The 17,969-nt window shown below is 53.8% G+C and carries 19 protein-coding genes and 1 tRNA gene; 12 read left to right on the top strand and 8 right to left on the bottom strand.

Annotated elements, in window-relative coordinates:
* Positions 1–130 precede the first annotated feature (130 nt).
* The 3 genes from VEI50_13400 (at position 131) to VEI50_13390 (ending at position 1,607) form a co-directional block, all read left to right on the top strand.
* Positions 131–394 (top strand): YtxH domain-containing protein, encoded by a 264-nt coding sequence (locus tag VEI50_13400; GenBank protein ID HXX76119.1) that lies wholly within the window; start codon positions 131–133, stop codon positions 392–394.
* 209 nt (positions 395–603) lie between these two features.
* Positions 604–693, top strand: a tRNA-Leu gene (locus VEI50_13395).
* A 167-nt stretch (positions 694–860) separates the two neighbouring features.
* The gene (locus VEI50_13390; GenBank protein ID HXX76118.1) at positions 861–1,607 is read left to right on the top strand and encodes a hypothetical protein; all 747 of its coding nucleotides are present in this window, start codon (positions 861–863) and stop codon (positions 1,605–1,607) included.
* Positions 1,608–1,676: 69 nt separating this feature from the next.
* Here the strand turns inward: VEI50_13390 and VEI50_13385 are convergent, their stop codons facing one another.
* Positions 1,677–1,979 (bottom strand): PilZ domain-containing protein, encoded by a 303-nt coding sequence (locus tag VEI50_13385; protein HXX76117.1) that lies wholly within the window; start codon positions 1,977–1,979, stop codon positions 1,677–1,679.
* A 330-nt stretch (positions 1,980–2,309) separates the two neighbouring features.
* Positions 2,310–2,684 (bottom strand): hypothetical protein, encoded by a 375-nt coding sequence (locus VEI50_13380; GenBank protein HXX76116.1) that lies wholly within the window; start codon positions 2,682–2,684, stop codon positions 2,310–2,312.
* A 351-nt stretch (positions 2,685–3,035) separates the two neighbouring features.
* Here VEI50_13380 and VEI50_13375 point away from each other — a divergent pair, with 351 nt between their 5' ends.
* Positions 3,036–3,419: a DUF423 domain-containing protein gene (locus VEI50_13375; GenBank protein ID HXX76115.1), complete on the top strand. Its 384-nt coding sequence runs from the start codon at positions 3,036–3,038 to the stop codon at positions 3,417–3,419.
* Between the two features lie 5 nt (positions 3,420–3,424).
* Here the strand turns inward: VEI50_13375 and VEI50_13370 are convergent, their stop codons facing one another.
* Entirely contained in the window at positions 3,425–4,273 is an 849-nt protein-coding gene (locus VEI50_13370; GenBank protein ID HXX76114.1) for a hypothetical protein, read from the bottom strand.
* Positions 4,274–4,486: 213 nt separating this feature from the next.
* On the bottom strand, positions 4,487–5,284 hold the full coding sequence (locus tag VEI50_13365) for a dienelactone hydrolase family protein (protein HXX76113.1): 798 nt from the start codon (positions 5,282–5,284) through the stop codon (positions 4,487–4,489).
* A gap of 168 nt (positions 5,285–5,452) precedes the next feature.
* On the opposite strand from VEI50_13365, the gene VEI50_13360 reads away from it, so the two are divergent.
* On the top strand, positions 5,453–6,442 hold the full coding sequence (locus tag VEI50_13360; GenBank protein HXX76112.1) for a Gfo/Idh/MocA family oxidoreductase: 990 nt from the start codon (positions 5,453–5,455) through the stop codon (positions 6,440–6,442).
* On the opposite strand, the gene VEI50_13355 is transcribed toward VEI50_13360, so the two are convergent.
* Positions 6,439–6,675, bottom strand: coding sequence for an Lrp/AsnC ligand binding domain-containing protein (locus VEI50_13355; protein HXX76111.1), 237 nt, complete (start codon positions 6,673–6,675; stop codon positions 6,439–6,441). The genes VEI50_13360 and VEI50_13355 overlap by 4 nt on opposite strands.
* A 13-nt stretch (positions 6,676–6,688) precedes the next feature.
* Complete coding sequence (locus tag VEI50_13350; GenBank protein ID HXX76110.1) at positions 6,689–7,204, bottom strand: hypothetical protein; 516 nt, start codon at positions 7,202–7,204, stop codon at positions 6,689–6,691.
* Between the two features lie 309 nt (positions 7,205–7,513).
* Between VEI50_13350 and VEI50_13345 the strand changes: the two genes are divergently transcribed.
* The 3 genes from VEI50_13345 to VEI50_13335 are packed head-to-tail and all read left to right on the top strand — an operon-like array spanning position 7,514 to position 9,737.
* Entirely contained in the window at positions 7,514–9,043 is a 1,530-nt protein-coding gene (locus tag VEI50_13345) for a YifB family Mg chelatase-like AAA ATPase (GenBank protein HXX76109.1), read from the top strand.
* A 9-nt stretch (positions 9,044–9,052) separates the two neighbouring features.
* Positions 9,053–9,268, top strand: a complete 216-nt coding sequence (locus tag VEI50_13340; protein ID HXX76108.1) for a hypothetical protein — start codon at positions 9,053–9,055, stop codon at positions 9,266–9,268.
* Between the two features lie 43 nt (positions 9,269–9,311).
* The gene (locus tag VEI50_13335; GenBank protein HXX76107.1) at positions 9,312–9,737 is read left to right on the top strand and encodes a hypothetical protein; all 426 of its coding nucleotides are present in this window, start codon (positions 9,312–9,314) and stop codon (positions 9,735–9,737) included.
* 12 nt (positions 9,738–9,749) lie between these two features.
* On the opposite strand, the gene clpB is transcribed toward VEI50_13335, so the two are convergent.
* Positions 9,750–12,347 carry an ATP-dependent chaperone ClpB gene (clpB, locus tag VEI50_13330; GenBank protein ID HXX76106.1) on the bottom strand — a complete coding sequence of 866 codons (2,598 nt, stop codon included), beginning with the start codon at positions 12,345–12,347 and terminating at the stop codon, positions 9,750–9,752.
* Between the two features lie 64 nt (positions 12,348–12,411).
* Between clpB and VEI50_13325 the strand changes: the two genes are divergently transcribed.
* From VEI50_13325 to VEI50_13310, 4 genes are all read left to right on the top strand, one after another.
* On the top strand, positions 12,412–13,302 hold the full coding sequence (locus VEI50_13325; GenBank protein ID HXX76105.1) for a hypothetical protein: 891 nt from the start codon (positions 12,412–12,414) through the stop codon (positions 13,300–13,302).
* A gap of 126 nt (positions 13,303–13,428) precedes the next feature.
* On the top strand, positions 13,429–14,964 hold the full coding sequence (locus tag VEI50_13320) for a HAMP domain-containing sensor histidine kinase (protein HXX76104.1): 1,536 nt from the start codon (positions 13,429–13,431) through the stop codon (positions 14,962–14,964).
* Entirely contained in the window at positions 14,961–15,752 is a 792-nt protein-coding gene (locus VEI50_13315) for a hypothetical protein (protein HXX76103.1), read from the top strand. Before VEI50_13320 ends, VEI50_13315 begins: the two co-directional genes overlap by 4 nt.
* A gap of 20 nt (positions 15,753–15,772) precedes the next feature.
* Complete coding sequence (locus tag VEI50_13310; protein ID HXX76102.1) at positions 15,773–17,191, top strand: sigma-54 dependent transcriptional regulator; 1,419 nt, start codon at positions 15,773–15,775, stop codon at positions 17,189–17,191.
* A gap of 675 nt (positions 17,192–17,866) precedes the next feature.
* Here VEI50_13310 and VEI50_13305 read toward each other — a convergent pair.
* Positions 17,867–17,969 (bottom strand): integrase core domain-containing protein (locus VEI50_13305; protein HXX76101.1); only part of this gene is annotated, 103 nt, incomplete at its 5' end.

Below are 17,969 nucleotides of genomic sequence, written 5' to 3'. Positions count from 1 at the left end.
TGCTAGGCATCGGTCGAACATTTTTCTGAAGATCGTACCGAATACCGATTGGCACGATTGATGCTGTACTGATTCTTCAGAAAAATGCCTGTCGGTTCACCATCATTCATGAGCCTGAAAGGAGGGCTGTATGTCAGAGCAAGGGAAACAGGTAGTAAAAGTGGCGGCACTCGTCGCCGGTGGAGCTGTGATTGGGGCGGGTCTAGGGTTATTGTTTGCACCACAGTCTGGATCGGAGACCAGGCGAGACATTAGTCGCTACGCCAGAAAAACACAGATTCATGCGACCCGTTGGAGTCGCGCGATTCAATCGGGTGTGAAAGAAGCTATGGAGCGCGGACGGGCTGCCTACATGCTACATCGAGAGGCAAAGCCGACGGTCGAAGCAGCCTAACGACGCTTCGTGTGATATTAGCCAGCCCCTAGGATGATCGCATTCGGCCTGCTGCCAGCAATGGCACAGGCTGTCTGCGCTTCCTGCCTTGACCGCTTTCTAGTCCGATGTTAGATTTCGCTCGCCAATGCCCGAGGTAGATCGGGGTTTAAGCCGAGTCAGATCAAACCCTAAGCGTTGGCCCGGTATCAAACGCGAACTTGCTCTGTGCCGGAGTGGCGGAATTGGCAGACGCAAGGGACTTAAAATCCCTCGGACCCACAAGGTCCGCGCCGGTTCGACCCCGGCCTCCGGCACCACCCTATCGGTAATACTCTGATCTTCGACCTTCCCCCGCTGCACGTTGTGCCGTCCCTTTCCATCTGTCCAAAATTGCTATTTTCTCTGGTTATCGGATATCCGATGCTATAGTTTTCTCCAACTTGTGCAGATTGTTGGAAGGGCGACGATGGAAACATCTGGTTTCATGATTCCTGAACTCCTGCCGTATCTTCTCGGTATCCTGGCCTTATTAGTTGTCTGGCAGTATCACCAAATGCAAGTTATGAAAGGGCAAATCCTGGCCATTGATGTCTTTGATCGTTCGGGCATACGAATGTATCTTTACGTGGTCCCGAAAGACAAACACACCTGTGAGGTCTGTGCGGAGGCAAACGGTAGAGTGTTCTTGCCCAGTGAGGTGACGAAAATTCATTTCACTCCCTTAAAGGGACAATGTACTAACCCTGCCAAATGCGTCGGGTTGCTCGTAGGAATTTACGGCGCCTGGCCTGAAGCCCGGCATCTTCTCGAACGGCTAAGAACAATCAAGAAGAAAGCGACGGTTCAATTGTCCGCGCCAGAGTTGGAAGCCTTGATACGAGGGCCATGGGAACGCAGCATTAGTGCGGCGACTGATCGCATTTCGGTCCATATGTTGGAAGCCATACATTACGAAGAAACGAACCCGGAGACGTCTATCACCAACTATCGATATTTGATCGATCAGGCACGCGAAGTCCGTCATTTACCGCTCATCGTGCCTTCCTACTTTCGTCTGACCGAACTGCTGGCCCGCCAAGGCCGAACCCAGGAAGCGAATGATGTGATCGAACAGTTTGAAAGCAGATACAAGGCGAAGAAAGTAGGGCCTCACGCTCCCACTGAAACTCAACGCGGACTCATGTCTCTTAGAAAATCCCGCCTCAGCGCCACGCTTAAACAGGCCAGCTAGAACACCCGATAGCCCGAATCTTGTAGCGCTACTGTACTCAGGTACGAAACAGAGGGGACCCCTCTTCAACTAGAGGGTCTTAATAAAGCGGCGCAGCCGATTCTCGTGTTCGGGATCCAGCTGGAGAAAATCGAGGCCGAACTTTGTTCCGATTGACCATCGAACAACCGCAACTTCGATGATCAGTTTCTGTTGAGCGTCTGGAAGATCTACGTTGAGTTCGAGGAAAGCACCGATCGGGGCCTTCGCATCTCCTTTAACCGCACAGCCTCCGGCCGAAAGATTGGTAATCGCGCCTTTTCCGTTAATTTGGTCTCCAAAAAATGAGACTGGTATATTGACTTCGAAGCGTGGGTGATCTCTAAGGTCCATAGCGAGAGTGTCTCCTCTTGGGACTGTATCAGATCGCCTGTTTCTCTTTCTGCGTTCTGTTGGTTCCCCTATCGGGCATCCACAGTGTATTGCTGCTCGTCCGTAAACGATAGGACCGCAAGTATGACTGTTTATGCCAGCTTTTCGCAGCGGGTATGATTCGGGTATCCGGTAAACACGAGGATGATTATGCCATGAATGAAATCTTTGGCAATAACGTTCGGGGTTTTGAATCTTATAAGAAACAGAGGCTACGCCGACAATTATCTATGTCGCAGAGGGCGATGCGTCACGAGAGCCATATGCTCGGAAGGAGAACGTCGGGACGGGTTATGCTCGAATGAGGAGGCGATTGATGGGAGCAGGGTGTTCCTGATGGATAGTGGCGCGGGCATCGACCAATTGTTTAAGCCTCAACCGATCATTAGAACCTACCTGGATCACTTCTACCGAGATCCAGTGCTTATGGACCTTCCTCACTTCCGCGAGTTGGATGTTTATAGAGGGTTCTTCGCCTTCCAACCACAGTCGAACTTTCACAAATTCCCCTGGTCTGAGCCGATCAGGAGTGGTGAGCTTACAACTGGCTTCAGAGAATTCGAGGACGCGTCCGTCCGCCTCCAACTGCGCGCTCACATTCGCCAGCATGCAGTCAATCGTGAGATTCGGGCTGAACCAGCTGGTCTGTTGTTTTCGCTGTGCCATACAGGTATGTGCAGGGTAGTGCGAGAAGAGATTGTCTGGCTATTCCTCAAGAGTGGGGGGATACCCAAGAGGGCAGTGCGCCGGCCGGTTACTTGACGGGCAAACCGGACTCGAACTTTCTTAATACTTTTAGCGGCTTAGGGAAACAATGTGTCCGATAGAAATGAAACCACAAAGGGGGAAAATCCAGTGTCTCACGTCCACTGCGCACACGAACGCATGATCCGAGTCTTCATTGGTAACCAACATTCTGGTCGAATTAGCGTCGTATCGAAACGTTCTACTCTCTGGTACGATCCCCCGCAGGTCCGCGCCGATCATCACCGGTTGTTGTTTGCAAGGGGGAAATCTATGAGAAGAATGCTCAACTCGTCGAAGCTGTTGGCACTAGGAAGCTTCTTTGGAGGTTCTGCCGTTGCGGCCGGCGCCTTCGGAGCCCATTTTCTAAAAGACAGCCTCGACATATCCATGCTTGCCGTCTTCGACACAGCCGCTCGCTATCACATGTATCACGCTCTGGGTCTTTGTACCGTTGCCTGGGCTGTAGATCGATGGCCCGAGAAGCGATTCGAGTCGGTAGGATGTCTCTTTATGGTCGGGATTCTTCTCTTCTGCGGTAGTCTCTACGCGATGTCATTATCAGGAACGCGAGGGTTTGGTGCTGTGACACCCTTGGGTGGCATGGCTTTTCTCACAGGCTGGATCCTACTCGGTTACCGAGCCTGGCGCATATAATAATGTCATTCTTTGCATGACGCTGTCCGTTTCCCGCTGATGGATCCCCAACCCCCTTGAGAATTCACAAACGTTCCCTCCAGACGTTGTCCGTCCTTGACGAATTGGAGGCTATCTTCCTGTACTCGTCCCTCGATTTCCCATCGCAGATACACGTTATCACCGAGCACGATGGTTTCTACTAAATCGGGGAGGCTAGCATGATCGGCTCCTGGTGGAGGGAACAGCAATGAGAGTTTTTGCTCTTGATGGTGTCTCTGATGGTTATGGATAACCCATAGCCATGTCCCGCACAGGCGGACTTGCCCCCTCAACAAGCGCACCTGGTCCTTCCATCCACGGAGCCTGTCCCAATTGTGATAAGCGGCTTGAAGGGCTTCGACCGCGAGACGGCTTGACTGGTCAGAAAGCGTGATGACTGCCAAAGCCGCTGTGTCGTCTCGATTTTTCGAGGAATTCTCTGGGCTCTGCAGGGTTTGGGCCAAGTCGTTCATAGATTTTTGCCAGGAGGTCTGTCCCTGCAGAGCCAGCCATTCGCGTCTCGTCGAAGACCCCAATAGTTCTTCCGGCACGCCCGGGAGGCGCTTGTCTTTGACAGCCTGTTGAACGAGAGTTGCAAGGTGCCATGCAGCGAGATCGCCGATTAATGTGTGAGCGACTTGCGTTATCTCCGGCAGCAAGAGATCTTTGGAAAGTTTCGGAGAAATGGACTTAGCCGTTAGGGTCCGCGCCACATCCCCTAGGTTGAGTGAAGGGCCTATGGATGACACAAACAGATCGATCGCTCCCTTGTCGGAATCCACCTCGATCAGTTTTGCCCCGTGAGCATGAACGATGCTTTGAAGGTCCGGCATGGATGAGGGAAGTGTATCAGTGGTTCCCAAAGCGAGCGGTACCACACAGATGGAGATTGACAAGCCTCCCAGTGTCCACCAGACTGTTTGCCCGACAAACTGAAGACGTAATCTTAGACCTTTCATATCGTCGTTACTTTCCTGTGGTGTACGGGAAACACATAAGCAGGCTGCCTTGTGATAAAGACAGAAAAAGAAATCAGGTGGATGCGGTTACGTTCCTTGAAAGCACTTCTTGAGGAAGGCGGCGGTCTCGTTCCATGCTTCAGCAGCGGCATCAGTACGATAGGTCTCGGGACGCATCTCATTGCAGAACGCATGCGGTGTATTCCGGTAGAGCCTGATCTCGACCTGCTTGCCATATTCAGCGGCCGCCGCGCGAAGCCGATCAGCTTCCGCAGCCGAGGCCCAGGTATCTTGTTCAGCTTGGTGATAGAGAACCGGACAGCGCACGTCGTTGAACATAGCTGCTGGGTCGAACATCCGTCCGTAGAAGACGACTGCTGCGCGTAACCGCTTCCGCTTGGACGCAAACTGCAGGGCCAACGACCCCCCCATTCCGAACCCCACCACCCCATGAATATTGCGTCTGATATAATCTCGGGTGTTCAGAAATTCGCAGCACGAATTGATGTCTTGTAATGCCAGCTGACTATTTAATCGTCCCATCAGCGCCTCTGCGATGTCTGCATTGGCCGTCACCATCCCGCCGAGCCTCGCATACAAGTTGGGAATGATCACCCCATAGCCCTCACACGCGAGTCGAGCTCCAAGATCCTTGATTTGGGAATTCAGCCCCCACCATTCGTGTATCAGGACGAGACCAGGGTACGTTCCCTTCTCCTGTGGCCAAAACTGAATGGCTTCCACCTGCACATCATTCGACATGCGAGTTTTGATGTAGGGATCGACGGCAGCGTCTGTTGGAGTTGGAATGGCTACCCCACTGGGAAACCGCGCGGTGTCGGTGCCGATTTGTTGAAGCGTGAAAGGCGCAAGGGCCGACGTCATAGTTTGAACCGCTTTCCCGAAGATGCCGCGCTCTGCCGGATAATCCGACGTGGTGCAGCGGTGTAACTATAGGGAGGCTACGTTTGCGTTGTCAATCGACCGACGAGGAACAGGATTCGATTGACCATATCGATTCTTGCCCGTAGAGTCTCGATAAGACAGCTTGATATGACAGCATCATCCGCACTTGGCATCGGGTTGATCGGTCTAGGCCGGCATGGCAGTCGTTATGTGCGACATCTTCTGCAAGACATGCCGGAGACGAACCTTGTTGCCGTCTGCCGAAAGCGAGCTCAAGAAAGTGTCGAAGGACTCCCTCTCTCTTCTATTCCCGTCTACAGTGACTATCGTGCTTTGATCGCCGATCCGTTGGTCCGTGCCGTCATCGTCGTCACTCCGCCTACGCTTTGTCATGAGATCTGTCTCGAAGCGGTCAGGGCCCGGAAGCCCTTGTTGATTGAGAAACCCCTCGCTCTGACTGCAGAGCAGGCTCGAGCCATGGTCAAAGCAGCCGACCAAGCGGGCGTTCTCCTTATGACAGCCCATACCCTCCGGTTCGAGCCAGTCATCGAAAGAGTCAGGAGTATCCTACCGCAGCTCGGATCGCTTCGTTCCGCGACGATGACGAGTCACGTCGAAGTGGCATCGAGCACCGCGGCAACCACGAACGCCTTCGGTCACCGAGGGGCGCTACTCGAGATCGGGATTCACTTGCTCGATGTGGTGCGATTTTTAACCGGCGATGAGGTCAGCGCTGTTTCCTGTTATATGGATCCTGTGCCACCAACTGGACCGGACACCAGAGCGACCGTACACCTCACGACCGTACAGGGGATAGAGTGCCATCTCGAAGTCGCGCGGGTCACAGCGGGACGCGTCGCACAGATGGAGTGGATTGGAGCAGATGGAAGGGTGAGTGCCGATTGGTTCCGGCACCGACTCATGAAACAGGAACGAGCCAATACATCCGAGGAATGGACCCTGGAGCCCCGACCGACCATCCTATCAGTGCTCCGCGCGTTTATTCACGCCATTCGTACTAATTCCAGTCCACCCATTACAGGAAGGGATGGACAAAGAGCGGTGGAAATAGCCGAGGCTTGTTATCGATCCGCGGAACTTAGAGGCCAGCTCGTCAAGAACGAATCTAATGACTAAGATTCAGCCACGATATGGGTATCGGTTTCCTCCACACCTTCTATCGAGTGAATTTTGGAAATCACGACTTCAGATAACGCCCGTTCGTCGTTCGTGCTGATAAAGAGGAAAATATCCGGCTGTCCGAAACAGGAGTGGGCCTGCTCGACTCCACTAATATGTTTCAGGGAATGGAGAACATCCTTTGTCCTTCCTGCCTTGACCTTGATCAAAATGTAAGCCTTCGTCGCCATCGTGCCGCTCCTTTCATGAGGGTGAGGTCGGTGCTTCCGGCCTGTGCGGGAAGCGCTGGCCCGGCATTGCTTGTCTCCGCTGTGCATAGATCCGGTGAATATCCTGTCCCCGTTGCCGCAGGCTCGCTCTGGCGCTGAGGAACAATTCACTCAACTGCAGAAAATCGTTCGGGGTCAGATTGTAAGCACGAAATCCTTCAGCCAATTGTCTACGTTGGCGGTCCGATAACATGACATACGATTCGCTGAGCGCTTCGAGTATTTCTGAAGTCCAGCCTTCTTCTTTGAACCGTCGACCGGCCTCCTCGGCGCCGTCACTCAATTTGGTCTGCAACGCACGATCGAAAAACGCTCGAACGTTCGGATCTGAACTTTTCATGAAGAGCGACTGGCATTGAATGACCGATTTCACTATCTGGTTCGCTTCAGAGGTGCCATCAGGTGGAAGCACGTCAGCGTCTTGTAACGTCGCCAGGAGCGCCATCGCAGCGCCGACGTGACTCGCCGGAGTCCGAACTGCCGATGCCATGCCAGCATGAGTCTCGTTCACCGAGCAGAAAAATACGGCGGCGGCACCGCACAACCATGCGAGTCGTCTGATTGCAGGCCGAGGAAGGGAGAAAGATGTGAGCATAAAGATTTCGAGAGCCGATATGCACGGGCGCGAAATTATACCGGATAGGAGGTTGTGGTTCTACCCACCGTCGCATCCGCCTTGTGCCGCATGGCGAACGGAAAATACCAGCATTGTCTCTCTTGTGAGTTGAAAGTGTCTGATGGTGGTTTTTATAATCCGCCCGGTCCGTCTACTCAAACATTGGCTGAGGTTAGGATTGCTATGCTTGCGAGAATACTAAGCGCCGCGCTAGTGGGTCTCGATGCCTGTCTGATCGATGTGGAAGTGGATATTACCGGAGGACTTCCACAATTCTCTGTCGTGGGTCTCCCCGATGCAACAGTTCGTGAAAGTCGCGATCGGGTACGATCTGCGTTGAAAAATACCGGCTTTCACTTTCCTGCTAAAAGGATCACGGTGAACCTCGCCCCGGCCGGGATCAAGAAAGAAGGGTCCGCCCTTGACCTGGCTATCGCGATCGGCATTCTTGTGGCGGAAGAGGTGATTCCACCAGAATGTGTCATCCGGCGAGTGTTTGTCGGTGAGCTGTCTCTCGACGGACGCATCAAGCCCATTTCCGGTGCGCTCTCAATCAATATCGCCTGTCGACCCCATTACAATCTGGTCCTACCTGCGGACAATAGCCAGCAAGCAGCTCTGGTCGAACATGTCGAGGTCTATCCGGTCCATACGATTCCTGAAGCCGTGGCGTTCGTCAAAGGCATGGCGTTGATCGAACCGATGCCGAGAGATGGTGGCGATCTCTTTCGCACGCGCCCTCTGGATGAAGAGGATTACGGCGACGTGAAAGGACAGGAGCATGCAAAACGAGCTCTGGAAGTTGCGGCAGCCGGCGGACACAACATTTTGACGGTCGGGCCGCCAGGGTCGGGTAAAACCATGTTGGCCAAGCGGCTCCCGACGATACTTCCCTTGATGGAATCTGATGAAGCCATTGAAACGACGCGGGTGCACAGCGTGGCGGGGCAGTTGCCTGCCGATCAGGCATTACTCACGGTGCGACCGTTTCGGGCTCCCCACCACAGCATTTCGGACGCCGGACTCATTGGAGGGGGGACGATTCCTCGTCCTGGAGAAGTATCGTTGGCTCACAACGGCGTTCTGTTTCTGGATGAATCTCCTGAGTTCCGGCGGCCAGTGTTGGATGGACTCCGGCAACCGCTTGAAGATGGGCACGTCATCTTGACGAGAGCCAGTGGTTCGCTGCGGTATCCAGCGCGATTCATGTTGGTCGCTGCGATGAATCCTTGTCCCTGCGGGTACTATGGCGATCCCGCAAGGGATTGTATCTGTACGCCGCAACAAATACGTCGGTATCGGGGGCGGCTTTCTGGTCCGCTTCAGGACCGCCTCGATATCCACATAGAAGTCCCTCCGGTGACGGTCCGTGAATTCCGTGACAATAGAGGTTCTCCGGAACACTCGGAGACGATTCGAGGTCGTGTACTGGCAGCCCGTGCGAAGCAGTCGCATCGGTACCGGGACGAGGGTATTCATACCAATGCCCAGTTGAAGCCTCGCCAGCTAAAACGGTATTGTGGGCTCGATGGGCCGAGTCAAACGCTCTTGGAACGGTCGATGACGAAACTAGGTCTCCCAGCTCGTGCCTACGGGCGTATTCTTCGTGTGGCAAGGACTATTGCCGACTTAGCTGGCTCTGATACAATTGAGCCGGCGCATTTGGCAGAAGCCATTCAGTATCGCAGTCTCGACCGCCCTGTTCAGTATTGATGAACGGCCATGGTTGTCACTATCAAAGTGTTTCTCTGGTGGTTTGTCGTGGGGGCTGCGATGGCGCTGGCCGTGATCATGTTGCAAGGCGGTATTAGAGAAGTGATGCAGGCTCAGGGGTCCGTCTGGGAACTCAAACTGGTCGAATTGCTGACGACAATTATGGGTGGTGGTCTGTTGGGCGGATGTATCGCGTTGATTCTGGACCGTATCAAAAAATCCTAGACCTCGATCATCGTCGTACAACACGCAAAAGACAAAGGGAACTATGGATCTCGAAATTGGATCGAATGTGTATCGCAACACGAACGGTATGATTGCGATCGAAGGTGTGCCTCAAATCGAGGTGACCGTCAAACCCACAACCGGAGTGTTGCTGGTCAACTTTGCTCTGTTCGACGGAGCTGGGAAAATGATCGCCAAGTTGTCGGACAGCACATTGATGTTCAATGAGCGGCGAGCGTATGAAGTCAACAAAACCGCGAAGACACTGGCTCTGAAGCAAATTGACTCGGGGAAAGTCATTCTTCAGATGGAAATACGTGCTTCTGAAGTAGTCGCCATCACCAAAGGTGAGTTCCATACGGTAAAGGGGCACGTAATCGAAGTCACACCGACGGAGTGGAAGATCGACAAAATACGATCGAGCGGGACCAAACAAGATATGCAGGGGAGGGAGGTTGTTATCGGGTAAATCGAGGAACAGTTATCTTCCCGCCACGTTCGGTACGACCACGAGCTCCTTGCCCTTGACGTCCACCAACGCGCTATCCCCATCCTTTAACTCTCCCTTGACCAGTTGACGCGCGAGAGGAGTTTCCAGTTCCTGTTGAAGGAGCCGTTTCAAAGGCCTGGCACCGTACATGGAGTCGTAGCCCCGCTCCGCCAAGAATTTCAGCGCTGCAGGAGTCACCGTGAGAGGTATCCGTCTCTCCGCCAAGCGGGTACGCAGCCGATTGAGCTGAATCTCCACAATCTTGACCAACTGATCGGTCTCCAATGCATGGAACACCACGATTTCGTCGATACGGTTCAAAAATTCAGGCCTAAAGTGCTCCCGGAGTTCACCCAGGACAAGCGCGTGCACCTCTTCGTAGGAGGCGTGGCGTTGTTGTGCCTGGAGAATGTGCGGGCTACCGATGTTGGACGTCATGATCAATACTGTGTTCTTGAAATCCACTGTACGGCCTTGAGAATCGGTCAGCCTGCCGTCATCGAGGATCTGAAGGAGAATATTGAAGACGTCGTGATGAGCTTTTTCAATTTCATCAAATAAGATAACCGAGAACGGACGGCGGCGTACCGCTTCCGTCAATTGTCCCCCTTCTTCATATCCAACATAGCCCGGAGGCGCTCCGATCAAACGCGCCACCGTGTGCTTTTCCATGTACTCGGACATATCGATTCGAACCATGTTGGCTTCGTCGTCGAATAAAATTGCGGCCAGCGAACGCGCTAGTTCCGTCTTTCCTACCCCCGTGGGTCCAAGGAATAAGAAAGAGCCAATCGGGCGATTCGGGTCCTTGATGCCCGATCGAGCGCGTAACACGGCGTCCGCGACCACGCGGACGCCCTCGTCCTGTCCGATGACCCGCTGGTGAAGAAGTTCCTCCAGCTTCAGCAGCTTTTCCGATTCGCCTTCAAGGAGTCGCGACACAGGAATCCCGGTCCACCGGCTGATGACCTCGGCGATATCCTCTTCATCGACTTCTTCCTTCAGCAAACGCGATTTACCCTGCTTCTTGCTGAGCTGTTGGAGTTCGGCGTCGAGTTCCCGTTCCAAACGAGGAAGCTCTCCGTATCGAAGCTCCGCGACGCGATTCAAATCATAGGCGCGTTCGGCCCGTTCCACTTCCTGTTTGATCGCTTCGATGGCTTCTCGTGTTTTACGTAAGCGCCCCACCGAGGCTTTTTCAGACTCCCACCGGGTCTTCAGCGCCTGCAGGTCGCGTTGCTTCTCCGTTAGTTCTTTTTCGATCGTGGCCAATCGGGCTTGGCTCGCCTGATCGTGCTCTTTTCGGAGGGCCTCTCGTTCAATTTCCAGTTGAAGCACCTTCCGAGATACTTCATCGAGCTCAGCCGGTAAGCTGTCGATTTCGGTACGCAACCGGGCGGCCGCCTCATCAACGAGATCGATGGCCTTATCCGGCAGAAACCGATCAGCGATATACCGATGCGAGAGTTTAGCGGCGGCCACGAGCGCCGCGTCTTTAATACGAACGCCGTGATGGACTTCATATCGTTCCTTGATACCCCGCAGGATGGAGATGGTATTTTCCACAGACGGTTGATCAACGAATACGGGCTGAAAGCGCCGTTCAAGGGCCGCATCCTTCTCAATATGCTTGCGATATTCATTCAGAGTCGTCGCTCCGATCATATGCATTTCACCGCGAGCCAACATCGGTTTGAGTAGATTGGCGGCATCCATGGCTCCTTCCGCCGCGCCAGCACCGACAACTGTGTGCAGTTCGTCGATGAAGAGAAGGATCTGGCCTTGGGAGGCTTGAACTTCTTTGAGGACGGCCTTCAGCCGCTCTTCGAATTCGCCGCGGTATTTCGCGCCGGCGACAAGCGATCCCATGTCGAGGCTAATAAGACGCTTCTGCTTGAGACTCTCCGGCACGTCTCCCTTCACAATGCGAATCGCCAGTCCTTCTGCGATCGCCGTCTTCCCCACACCCGGCGAGCCGATCAATACCGGATTGTTTTTGGTTCGGCGGGAGAGGATTTGGATCACCCGGCGGATTTCCTCGTCACGCCCGATGACCGGGTCGAGTTTTCCTTGGCCGGCCAGGCGGGTGAGATCGCGACCGTACTTTTCAAGAGCCTGATACGTTCCCTCGGGATCCTGGCTTGTAACTCGTTGATGACCACGAACCTGCTGAAGAGCCGCCAGTGCACGCTCGCGTGTGAGGCCCAGCTTTTTGAACACGCCCCCTTCTTGAACCATCGCCAGGAAGACATGCTCAACGCTCAAGTACTCGTCTTTGAGGGCTTGTTGCTCAGATTCGGCTTTAGTCAGAACCTGACTCAGTCTAGCTGTCAGGTGGAGTTGACCCGGAGCGGCTCCAGTTCCCTGGACCTGCGGTATACGGGATAACACCTGCTCGGCAGATTGCCGAACAGACGGAAGAGACAGGCCAGCCTGCTCACATAACGCGGGAACGATACCTCCCTCCTGTTCCAAAAGCGTGAGGAGAAGGTGTTCGACGTCGATCCCCTGATGACTCCGTCTCATGGCGTGAGAAGAAGCCGATTGGAGCGCTTCCTGGAGCTTGATGGTCATCCGATTCATATCCATACGGAAACCCCATCTCGTTCTCGCTTCAATGTGCGATGCATATTGAATAATCATCATAAATCAAATGTCAACCAAGGATTTCTTTGGCTTGACGGTCAATGAGTCCTCAGACTATTGTCGCGACATGCCGAATCTCTTTGTCGGCCTGGCCAGGCTCTATCTCCGGGCACTTCACCAGGCCGGCCGCTCCATCCGACGCGGATGGATCGCCATTGTTGCAGTCATTGGATTCGGAGCTCTGTTTCTGTTAGCCGTTCAAATCGTTGGAACTCTCGGCATCGCCGGTGGTTTGATCCTGGGAGCGGTGAATGCCCTCTTCGTTGGAGCCACGCTCAGCTTAATCGAGCAATCGATCGCTCAGGCGCGGACACTGACCGTACAGGACGTGTTCGCGAGCCTTGGTCACTATTTCTGGGACGTGATTGGGGTCGGCTTCGTCTTATGGCTGCCGCTTATGGCGCTGGACATGACCATTCAGGCTAATCCGTATGGGCCAGTGCTTTCGTATGCAGTACTACTGCTCCTCTTCCTTTTACTGAACCCCGCACCGGAGGTAATCTACCAAGTCCGACATGATTCTCCACTCGACGTATTGAAAAGCTGTTATGACTTTGTACTCGAGAATTGGATCGAGTGGTTTACTCCGTGGTTGCTGATCCTTGTCCCGTTCGTGCTGTCTCCTGTCGGGCTCCAAACAGTTTTTGATTTGTCTCGTCGGATAGGGAGAGGGGCCGGGTTGGATTTTTTACAACTGCTGATGGTGCCAATAACAATTCTCGATGGATGGGTCACCTATCTGGGCATCGCTCCATCAGTGAGTTGGGTATTGACGTTCTGCCTGACGCCACCCCTCATGGTGGGGATTCTCCTGTTTCGTGGCCATCTGTTTGCATCCCTCCACGGATCGTCACGTCGCCAGCGTGCGTTCACTGGCCGTTTTGAGATAAGGGACTGACGTCATTACGCAAGAACCCCAAAAGCAAAGCAATCCGCGTCATTTTTCGACTGGTCCTGTGGATTGGATTTTTCCGAGGCTAGTCCAACTTAAGAGAAGTACTTGAGCCAGAGAACGAAATAGTGTATGGATTTACCTACACCTGCTTCGGTTCAACCTGATCAATCATTTCTGGAAAGCTGGTCTCTGGTGCGTCTTTCAATATTCTGGCGAATCGTTCTGACCTCCGTCGTTATCATCGTGGTAATGGCGGGCGTCAACCTCTACGCATTATTTCAGCTAAGACAACTCACGGCCTTGAGTGCGGATATGGCTTCCCACCATTACCCCGCTATCGAGTCGGCGAAGCGATTGCTTGGATCTCTCTTCGATCAGCTGAATAGTGAAAAGAAGTACTTGGCCGTTCGAGATGCCACATTCCTCCAGCACTTTGATGAGGAGGTGGACGAGTTTCAGCGAGGAATAGAGTCGCTCGAGACCCAGGAAGCTTCCGTTCAAGGCCAACGGATTCTTCACGATGTAAAGCGGCTTCAGCAAGAGCGTTTGACGATGTTTTATACAGAATTGGAAAATGGTAAAGGGGCTTCTGCCGCACCATCATCAGGATATGAAGTTCGTCGCGATGCGCTGACAGACCGTATGACAGCGACGCTTCAAAATTATATCGATCTGCACGAAGCGAGTCTGAGTGTCGGGGTCAGCCGTTCGCGGGAAAGTTCGGCACAAGCTGAGGCAGTGACTGAACAACTCGTCCTTGTTGCCTTAGTATTTGGAATCGGCTTAGCCGGGATTGCCAGTTACACCATCCTTCGTCCATTACGTCAACTGCAAGGTCACATCAAACAGATCGGACAAGGAAATTTCCGGACTTCGCTTCAAATTCAAGCCCCGAGCGAGCTGCGCAACTTGGTCGATACAGTGAATTGGATGGGTCAAAAGCTGCAGGAGCTCGATGACATGAAGGCCGAATTTTTAGCCCATGTCTCCCACGAGTTGCGGACCCCGATGGCCTCGATACAGGAGGGGACTCATCTCCTGCTGGACGAGATTCCCGGCCCACTTGTGCAGGAACAGCGCACGACGCTGCGAATCATGGCTGATAGCAGCCGCCGTTTGATTCATCTGATCTCAACGATATTGGATCTCTCGAAAATGGAAGCGGGTATGATGGAATACCGCATTGTGCCGACGGACTTGAAGCGTGTCACAGATATTTCCGTCAATAAAGTGCGCCTCCTGGCCGATGCGAAGCACGTCCAACTGGTGGTCGAATCGCCTCCGCAACGCGCATGGGTTAAAGCCGATGCGCTTCGGATTGAACAGGTCCTCGATAATCTACTCTCGAACGCCTTGAAATTCAGTTCGGAAGGCGGCATCGTCAAAGTACAGATGAAACCGGACTCTCAAGCAGGTGTCCTTGAAGTCTCTGTCTCGGACAGTGGTCCCGGGATCGTACCGGAAGATCTGCCACATATTTTCGAACGGTTTTACCAGGGACGCACGAAGACCAAGCACTCCACTGCAGGCAGCGGACTTGGGCTGGCCTTGGCCAAAAAAGTCGTTGAAGCTCACGGCGGACGCATTTGGATCGAGAGCGAATTAAAGAAAGGAACCACTGTCCGGTTTATCCTACGGTTGACGAAACCGGGAGCCTCTTCATGATGACCTTTGCACGCCTCAGGGTCATTGCCCAGACGATTCCCATGTGCGTCATGTGGGGCTGTGCGTCATGGTCGACTCCTCCCCCGACCTCGCACCCGTACTTTGCAGTAGAGCCTGCAGACATAAAGGCACTTCACGCTCTGGCGAAAAAACAGGATGCCTTGGCAGGCAAATGCACGGAACATAACACCTGTGATCACGTATATTTCACACGAGCCCTGTTAGGCTTGTACGAGAGTCGTGAAGCAGCGGCGAAGTATTTCGACAAAGTAATTTCGGTCGCACCAAAAAGCCAACTGGCCTCATCCAGCCGATTATGGCTCCAATTGTTGCAAGATCCGGCACCAACAGACCGCTCGTGGTTTTCATCGGTTATGACTGCCCCAGCAATTTCCGATGCCCATGCAGCCCTTGGCCAGGTGTCAGATCGTCTGGTGCGGGACTTGCTAGACCGTGAGCTTGTGATCCAGCAATTGAAGGCCATGAAAGATGCGGACTCACAGAACGTCGAGGCGCTACAGCGAGACCTTGCCGACCGGGACCGAAAAATGGAGGCGCTCACGAGCAAACGTGAGTCACCAAAAGCTGGTACGGAGGCGGCGGCCGTTCAGGCGCTTCAGAAGCAAGTAACCGAGCGTGATAAAAAAATCGAAGAACTTACGAGTCAGCTCGAAGCCTTGAAGAGGATTGACCAGGAGATGCGAGACAAGATCAGGCCTATCCGACCACCCTCAACGGTCGTGCCGCCGTCTCCTCCCGGATTGGACCAACAACCACCAGCACAGTAACCACAATAATAAGGAAGCTCATGGAACAAGAACACATTCTCGTGATCGATGACGAAGAGGGTTTGTTGCAGCTTGTTAAAATGCGCCTGTCGGCCATGGGCTTTACCGTGACCGCCTGTACGACCGGCCGTGATGCAGTGGATGCGGCGAAGAAGGATCGCTTCGACTTAGCGATTACGGATCTCCGCCTCAGAGGAGAAGATGGACTTGATGTGGCTGAAGAACTGTTACGGATCCATCCCGGCCTTCCGGTCATTATCCTCACGGCACACGGAAGCATTCCCAACGCGGTGGAGGCAGTGCAACGCGGCGCATTCGGTTACCTGACCAAGCCGTTCGATGACAAAGAACTTAAAACAAAAATTGAAGAAGGACTTTCCCAGCAGCGCATGAGCCGAGAAATCCAAAGGCTGAAGTCTCTCGTCAAGGAATTGTACGGGATGGAAAATGTCGTGGCCCGCAGTCCGTCGATGCAGCGGCTCTTGCAACAAGTGGTTCAAGTTGCCGATTCGGACGCGACTATTTTGCTGTTTGGAGAAACTGGGACTGGTAAAGAAGTGCTGGCGCGCGTGCTTCACTCCAACAGCCGCCGAAGTAAAGGCCCCTTTGTTGCGCTTAATTGTGCGGCAATCCCCGAAACCCTCTTTGAAAGTGAACTCTTTGGGCATGTGCGAGGAGCGTTTACGAGCGCTCACGGGCCCAAACGCGGATTGTTCCAGAGCGCGCATGGAGGCACGCTTTTCCTGGATGAGATCGGGGAGATGCCACTTTCCATGCAAGTCAAGCTCCTCCGCGCGGTGCAAGAGCGGGAAGTACGGGAGGTGGGGGCCGACACGGCGACGAAGGTGGATGTGCGGATCATCGCGGCAACAAACAAGGATCTCGGCGAAGCAGTGAAACGCGGGTCATTCCGCAACGATCTCTATTACAGGATTTCCGTCGTCCCGTTGTTCATTCCTCCCCTGCGCGACCGCCGGGACGACATTCCCCTTCTCGCACAACTGTTTCTAACATCCAGTGGAAAGCGCGCAAATAAGGATATGCGAGGATTTACTCCAGCGGCGCTTCAGCGTCTTGTGACAAACCCATGGCCAGGTAACGTGCGTGAACTTGAGAATGCAGTGGAGAAAGCGGTGGTGATGTGTCGGCAAGATATGATCACGCCGGATCTGCTTCCGTCAGTGGGATTTGCAGCGGATTCTCCGCTTAAATCGTTGACGGAAGCGAAAGAGGAATTCGAAAAAACCTACCTCAAGAATGTGTTGCAATTGACTGGCGGCAACATTTCGCGAGCTGCGCAATTTGCGGGACGATATCGGGCGGATTTTTACAAGATGCTCAAGAAATATGGCTTACATCCGTCGTCGGGGAGAGGAAAGGCAGAAGCTGGGATTGAGGAACTCGAAGACGTTACCGACATGACCGAAGCTGAACGGTGACATGCACGCGATGTCCGCTCGGCTGGCACGATTAAGACGATCCTTGGTGGGACTGCTTGAATCTGAATCTCAAGCGCATTATTCCTCGATTTGCTTTTTACATCCCTTACCGTCATCTCTCCAGTGATGTAGAAGTAGTGGGGAGCAGGTACATTCTGAACAACGCTGAGAGGGAGCAACCGTCGGAGTGCTGGCGAGATAGCTACAGCATGGTCGCTGCTCCGATCTAGACCCGAGTTCACGGCAGGAGTTCGCCTCACTCCTTCCCGCAGGCTATCTTCCAAAGATTCTCGCCGACGCTTCCAGGTGCCACTAGTATCCAGAAAAACACCGGCACAGTGTGACTGTACATTTTGTCACCGGTTCCCATTCTTCCAGAATACTCTGTAAAATGACGCGGTCTGTGCCGCTTCTCTTGGCAATCGTATTCCCATTCGTCTTTCCAGGAGACGCGGGGTCTATCCGATACAGTGCCGGGGATTCTTGCGGAGTCAATCACCGACGACATCCTCACCGTGTTCCCGCTTCTGGTAATTGTGGCGGGGTCGGCATAGATGGTGAAGCGCTCATACGCTGGCCCCGTTTCGCTCACCCTGATCCACTTGTGAGCCGCCGAATTCATAGAGCTATCCGGTCCTGACCTGCCCCCTGTAGTTGTACCACTTGCAATGTGACTCACGCGCACCGTGGCGCGATGGCTTCCGGTGCCGGCGGACGATAGCCCAGGGCGCTGTGGGGCCGAATCCGGTTGTAGGTCTGCCGCCAGCGCTCCACGAGC

This window comes from Nitrospiraceae bacterium (assembly GCA_035623075.1).
Taxonomy (GTDB): domain Bacteria; phylum Nitrospirota; class Nitrospiria; order Nitrospirales; family Nitrospiraceae; genus DASPUC01.
This window is presented reverse-complemented; position numbering and strand designations above follow the sequence as displayed.

Excerpts from the sequence above, each read along its gene's own strand:
- VEI50_13400 (HXX76119.1), top strand. The coding sequence starts at position 131 with ATGTCAGAGCAAGGGAAACAGGTAGTAAAAGTGGCGGCACTCGTCGCC.
- VEI50_13390 (HXX76118.1), top strand. The coding sequence starts at position 861 with ATGATTCCTGAACTCCTGCCGTATCTTCTCGGTATCCTGGCCTTATTA.
- VEI50_13385 (HXX76117.1), bottom strand. The coding sequence starts at position 1,979 with ATGGACCTTAGAGATCACCCACGCTTCGAAGTCAATATACCAGTCTCA.
- VEI50_13380 (HXX76116.1), bottom strand. The coding sequence starts at position 2,684 with ATGGCACAGCGAAAACAACAGACCAGCTGGTTCAGCCCGAATCTCACG.
- VEI50_13375 (HXX76115.1), top strand. The coding sequence starts at position 3,036 with ATGAGAAGAATGCTCAACTCGTCGAAGCTGTTGGCACTAGGAAGCTTC.
- VEI50_13370 (HXX76114.1), bottom strand. The coding sequence starts at position 4,273 with ATGCCGGACCTTCAAAGCATCGTTCATGCTCACGGGGCAAAACTGATC.
- VEI50_13365 (HXX76113.1), bottom strand. The coding sequence starts at position 5,284 with ATGACGTCGGCCCTTGCGCCTTTCACGCTTCAACAAATCGGCACCGAC.
- VEI50_13360 (HXX76112.1), top strand. The coding sequence starts at position 5,453 with ATGACAGCATCATCCGCACTTGGCATCGGGTTGATCGGTCTAGGCCGG.
- VEI50_13355 (HXX76111.1), bottom strand. The coding sequence starts at position 6,675 with ATGGCGACGAAGGCTTACATTTTGATCAAGGTCAAGGCAGGAAGGACA.
- VEI50_13350 (HXX76110.1), bottom strand. The coding sequence starts at position 7,204 with ATGGCATCGGCAGTTCGGACTCCGGCGAGTCACGTCGGCGCTGCGATG.
- VEI50_13345 (HXX76109.1), top strand. The coding sequence starts at position 7,514 with ATGCTTGCGAGAATACTAAGCGCCGCGCTAGTGGGTCTCGATGCCTGT.
- VEI50_13340 (HXX76108.1), top strand. The coding sequence starts at position 9,053 with ATGGTTGTCACTATCAAAGTGTTTCTCTGGTGGTTTGTCGTGGGGGCT.
- VEI50_13335 (HXX76107.1), top strand. The coding sequence starts at position 9,312 with ATGGATCTCGAAATTGGATCGAATGTGTATCGCAACACGAACGGTATG.
- clpB (HXX76106.1), bottom strand. The coding sequence starts at position 12,347 with ATGGATATGAATCGGATGACCATCAAGCTCCAGGAAGCGCTCCAATCG.
- VEI50_13325 (HXX76105.1), top strand. The coding sequence starts at position 12,412 with ATGTCAACCAAGGATTTCTTTGGCTTGACGGTCAATGAGTCCTCAGAC.
- VEI50_13320 (HXX76104.1), top strand. The coding sequence starts at position 13,429 with ATGGATTTACCTACACCTGCTTCGGTTCAACCTGATCAATCATTTCTG.
- VEI50_13315 (HXX76103.1), top strand. The coding sequence starts at position 14,961 with ATGATGACCTTTGCACGCCTCAGGGTCATTGCCCAGACGATTCCCATG.
- VEI50_13310 (HXX76102.1), top strand. The coding sequence starts at position 15,773 with ATGGAACAAGAACACATTCTCGTGATCGATGACGAAGAGGGTTTGTTG.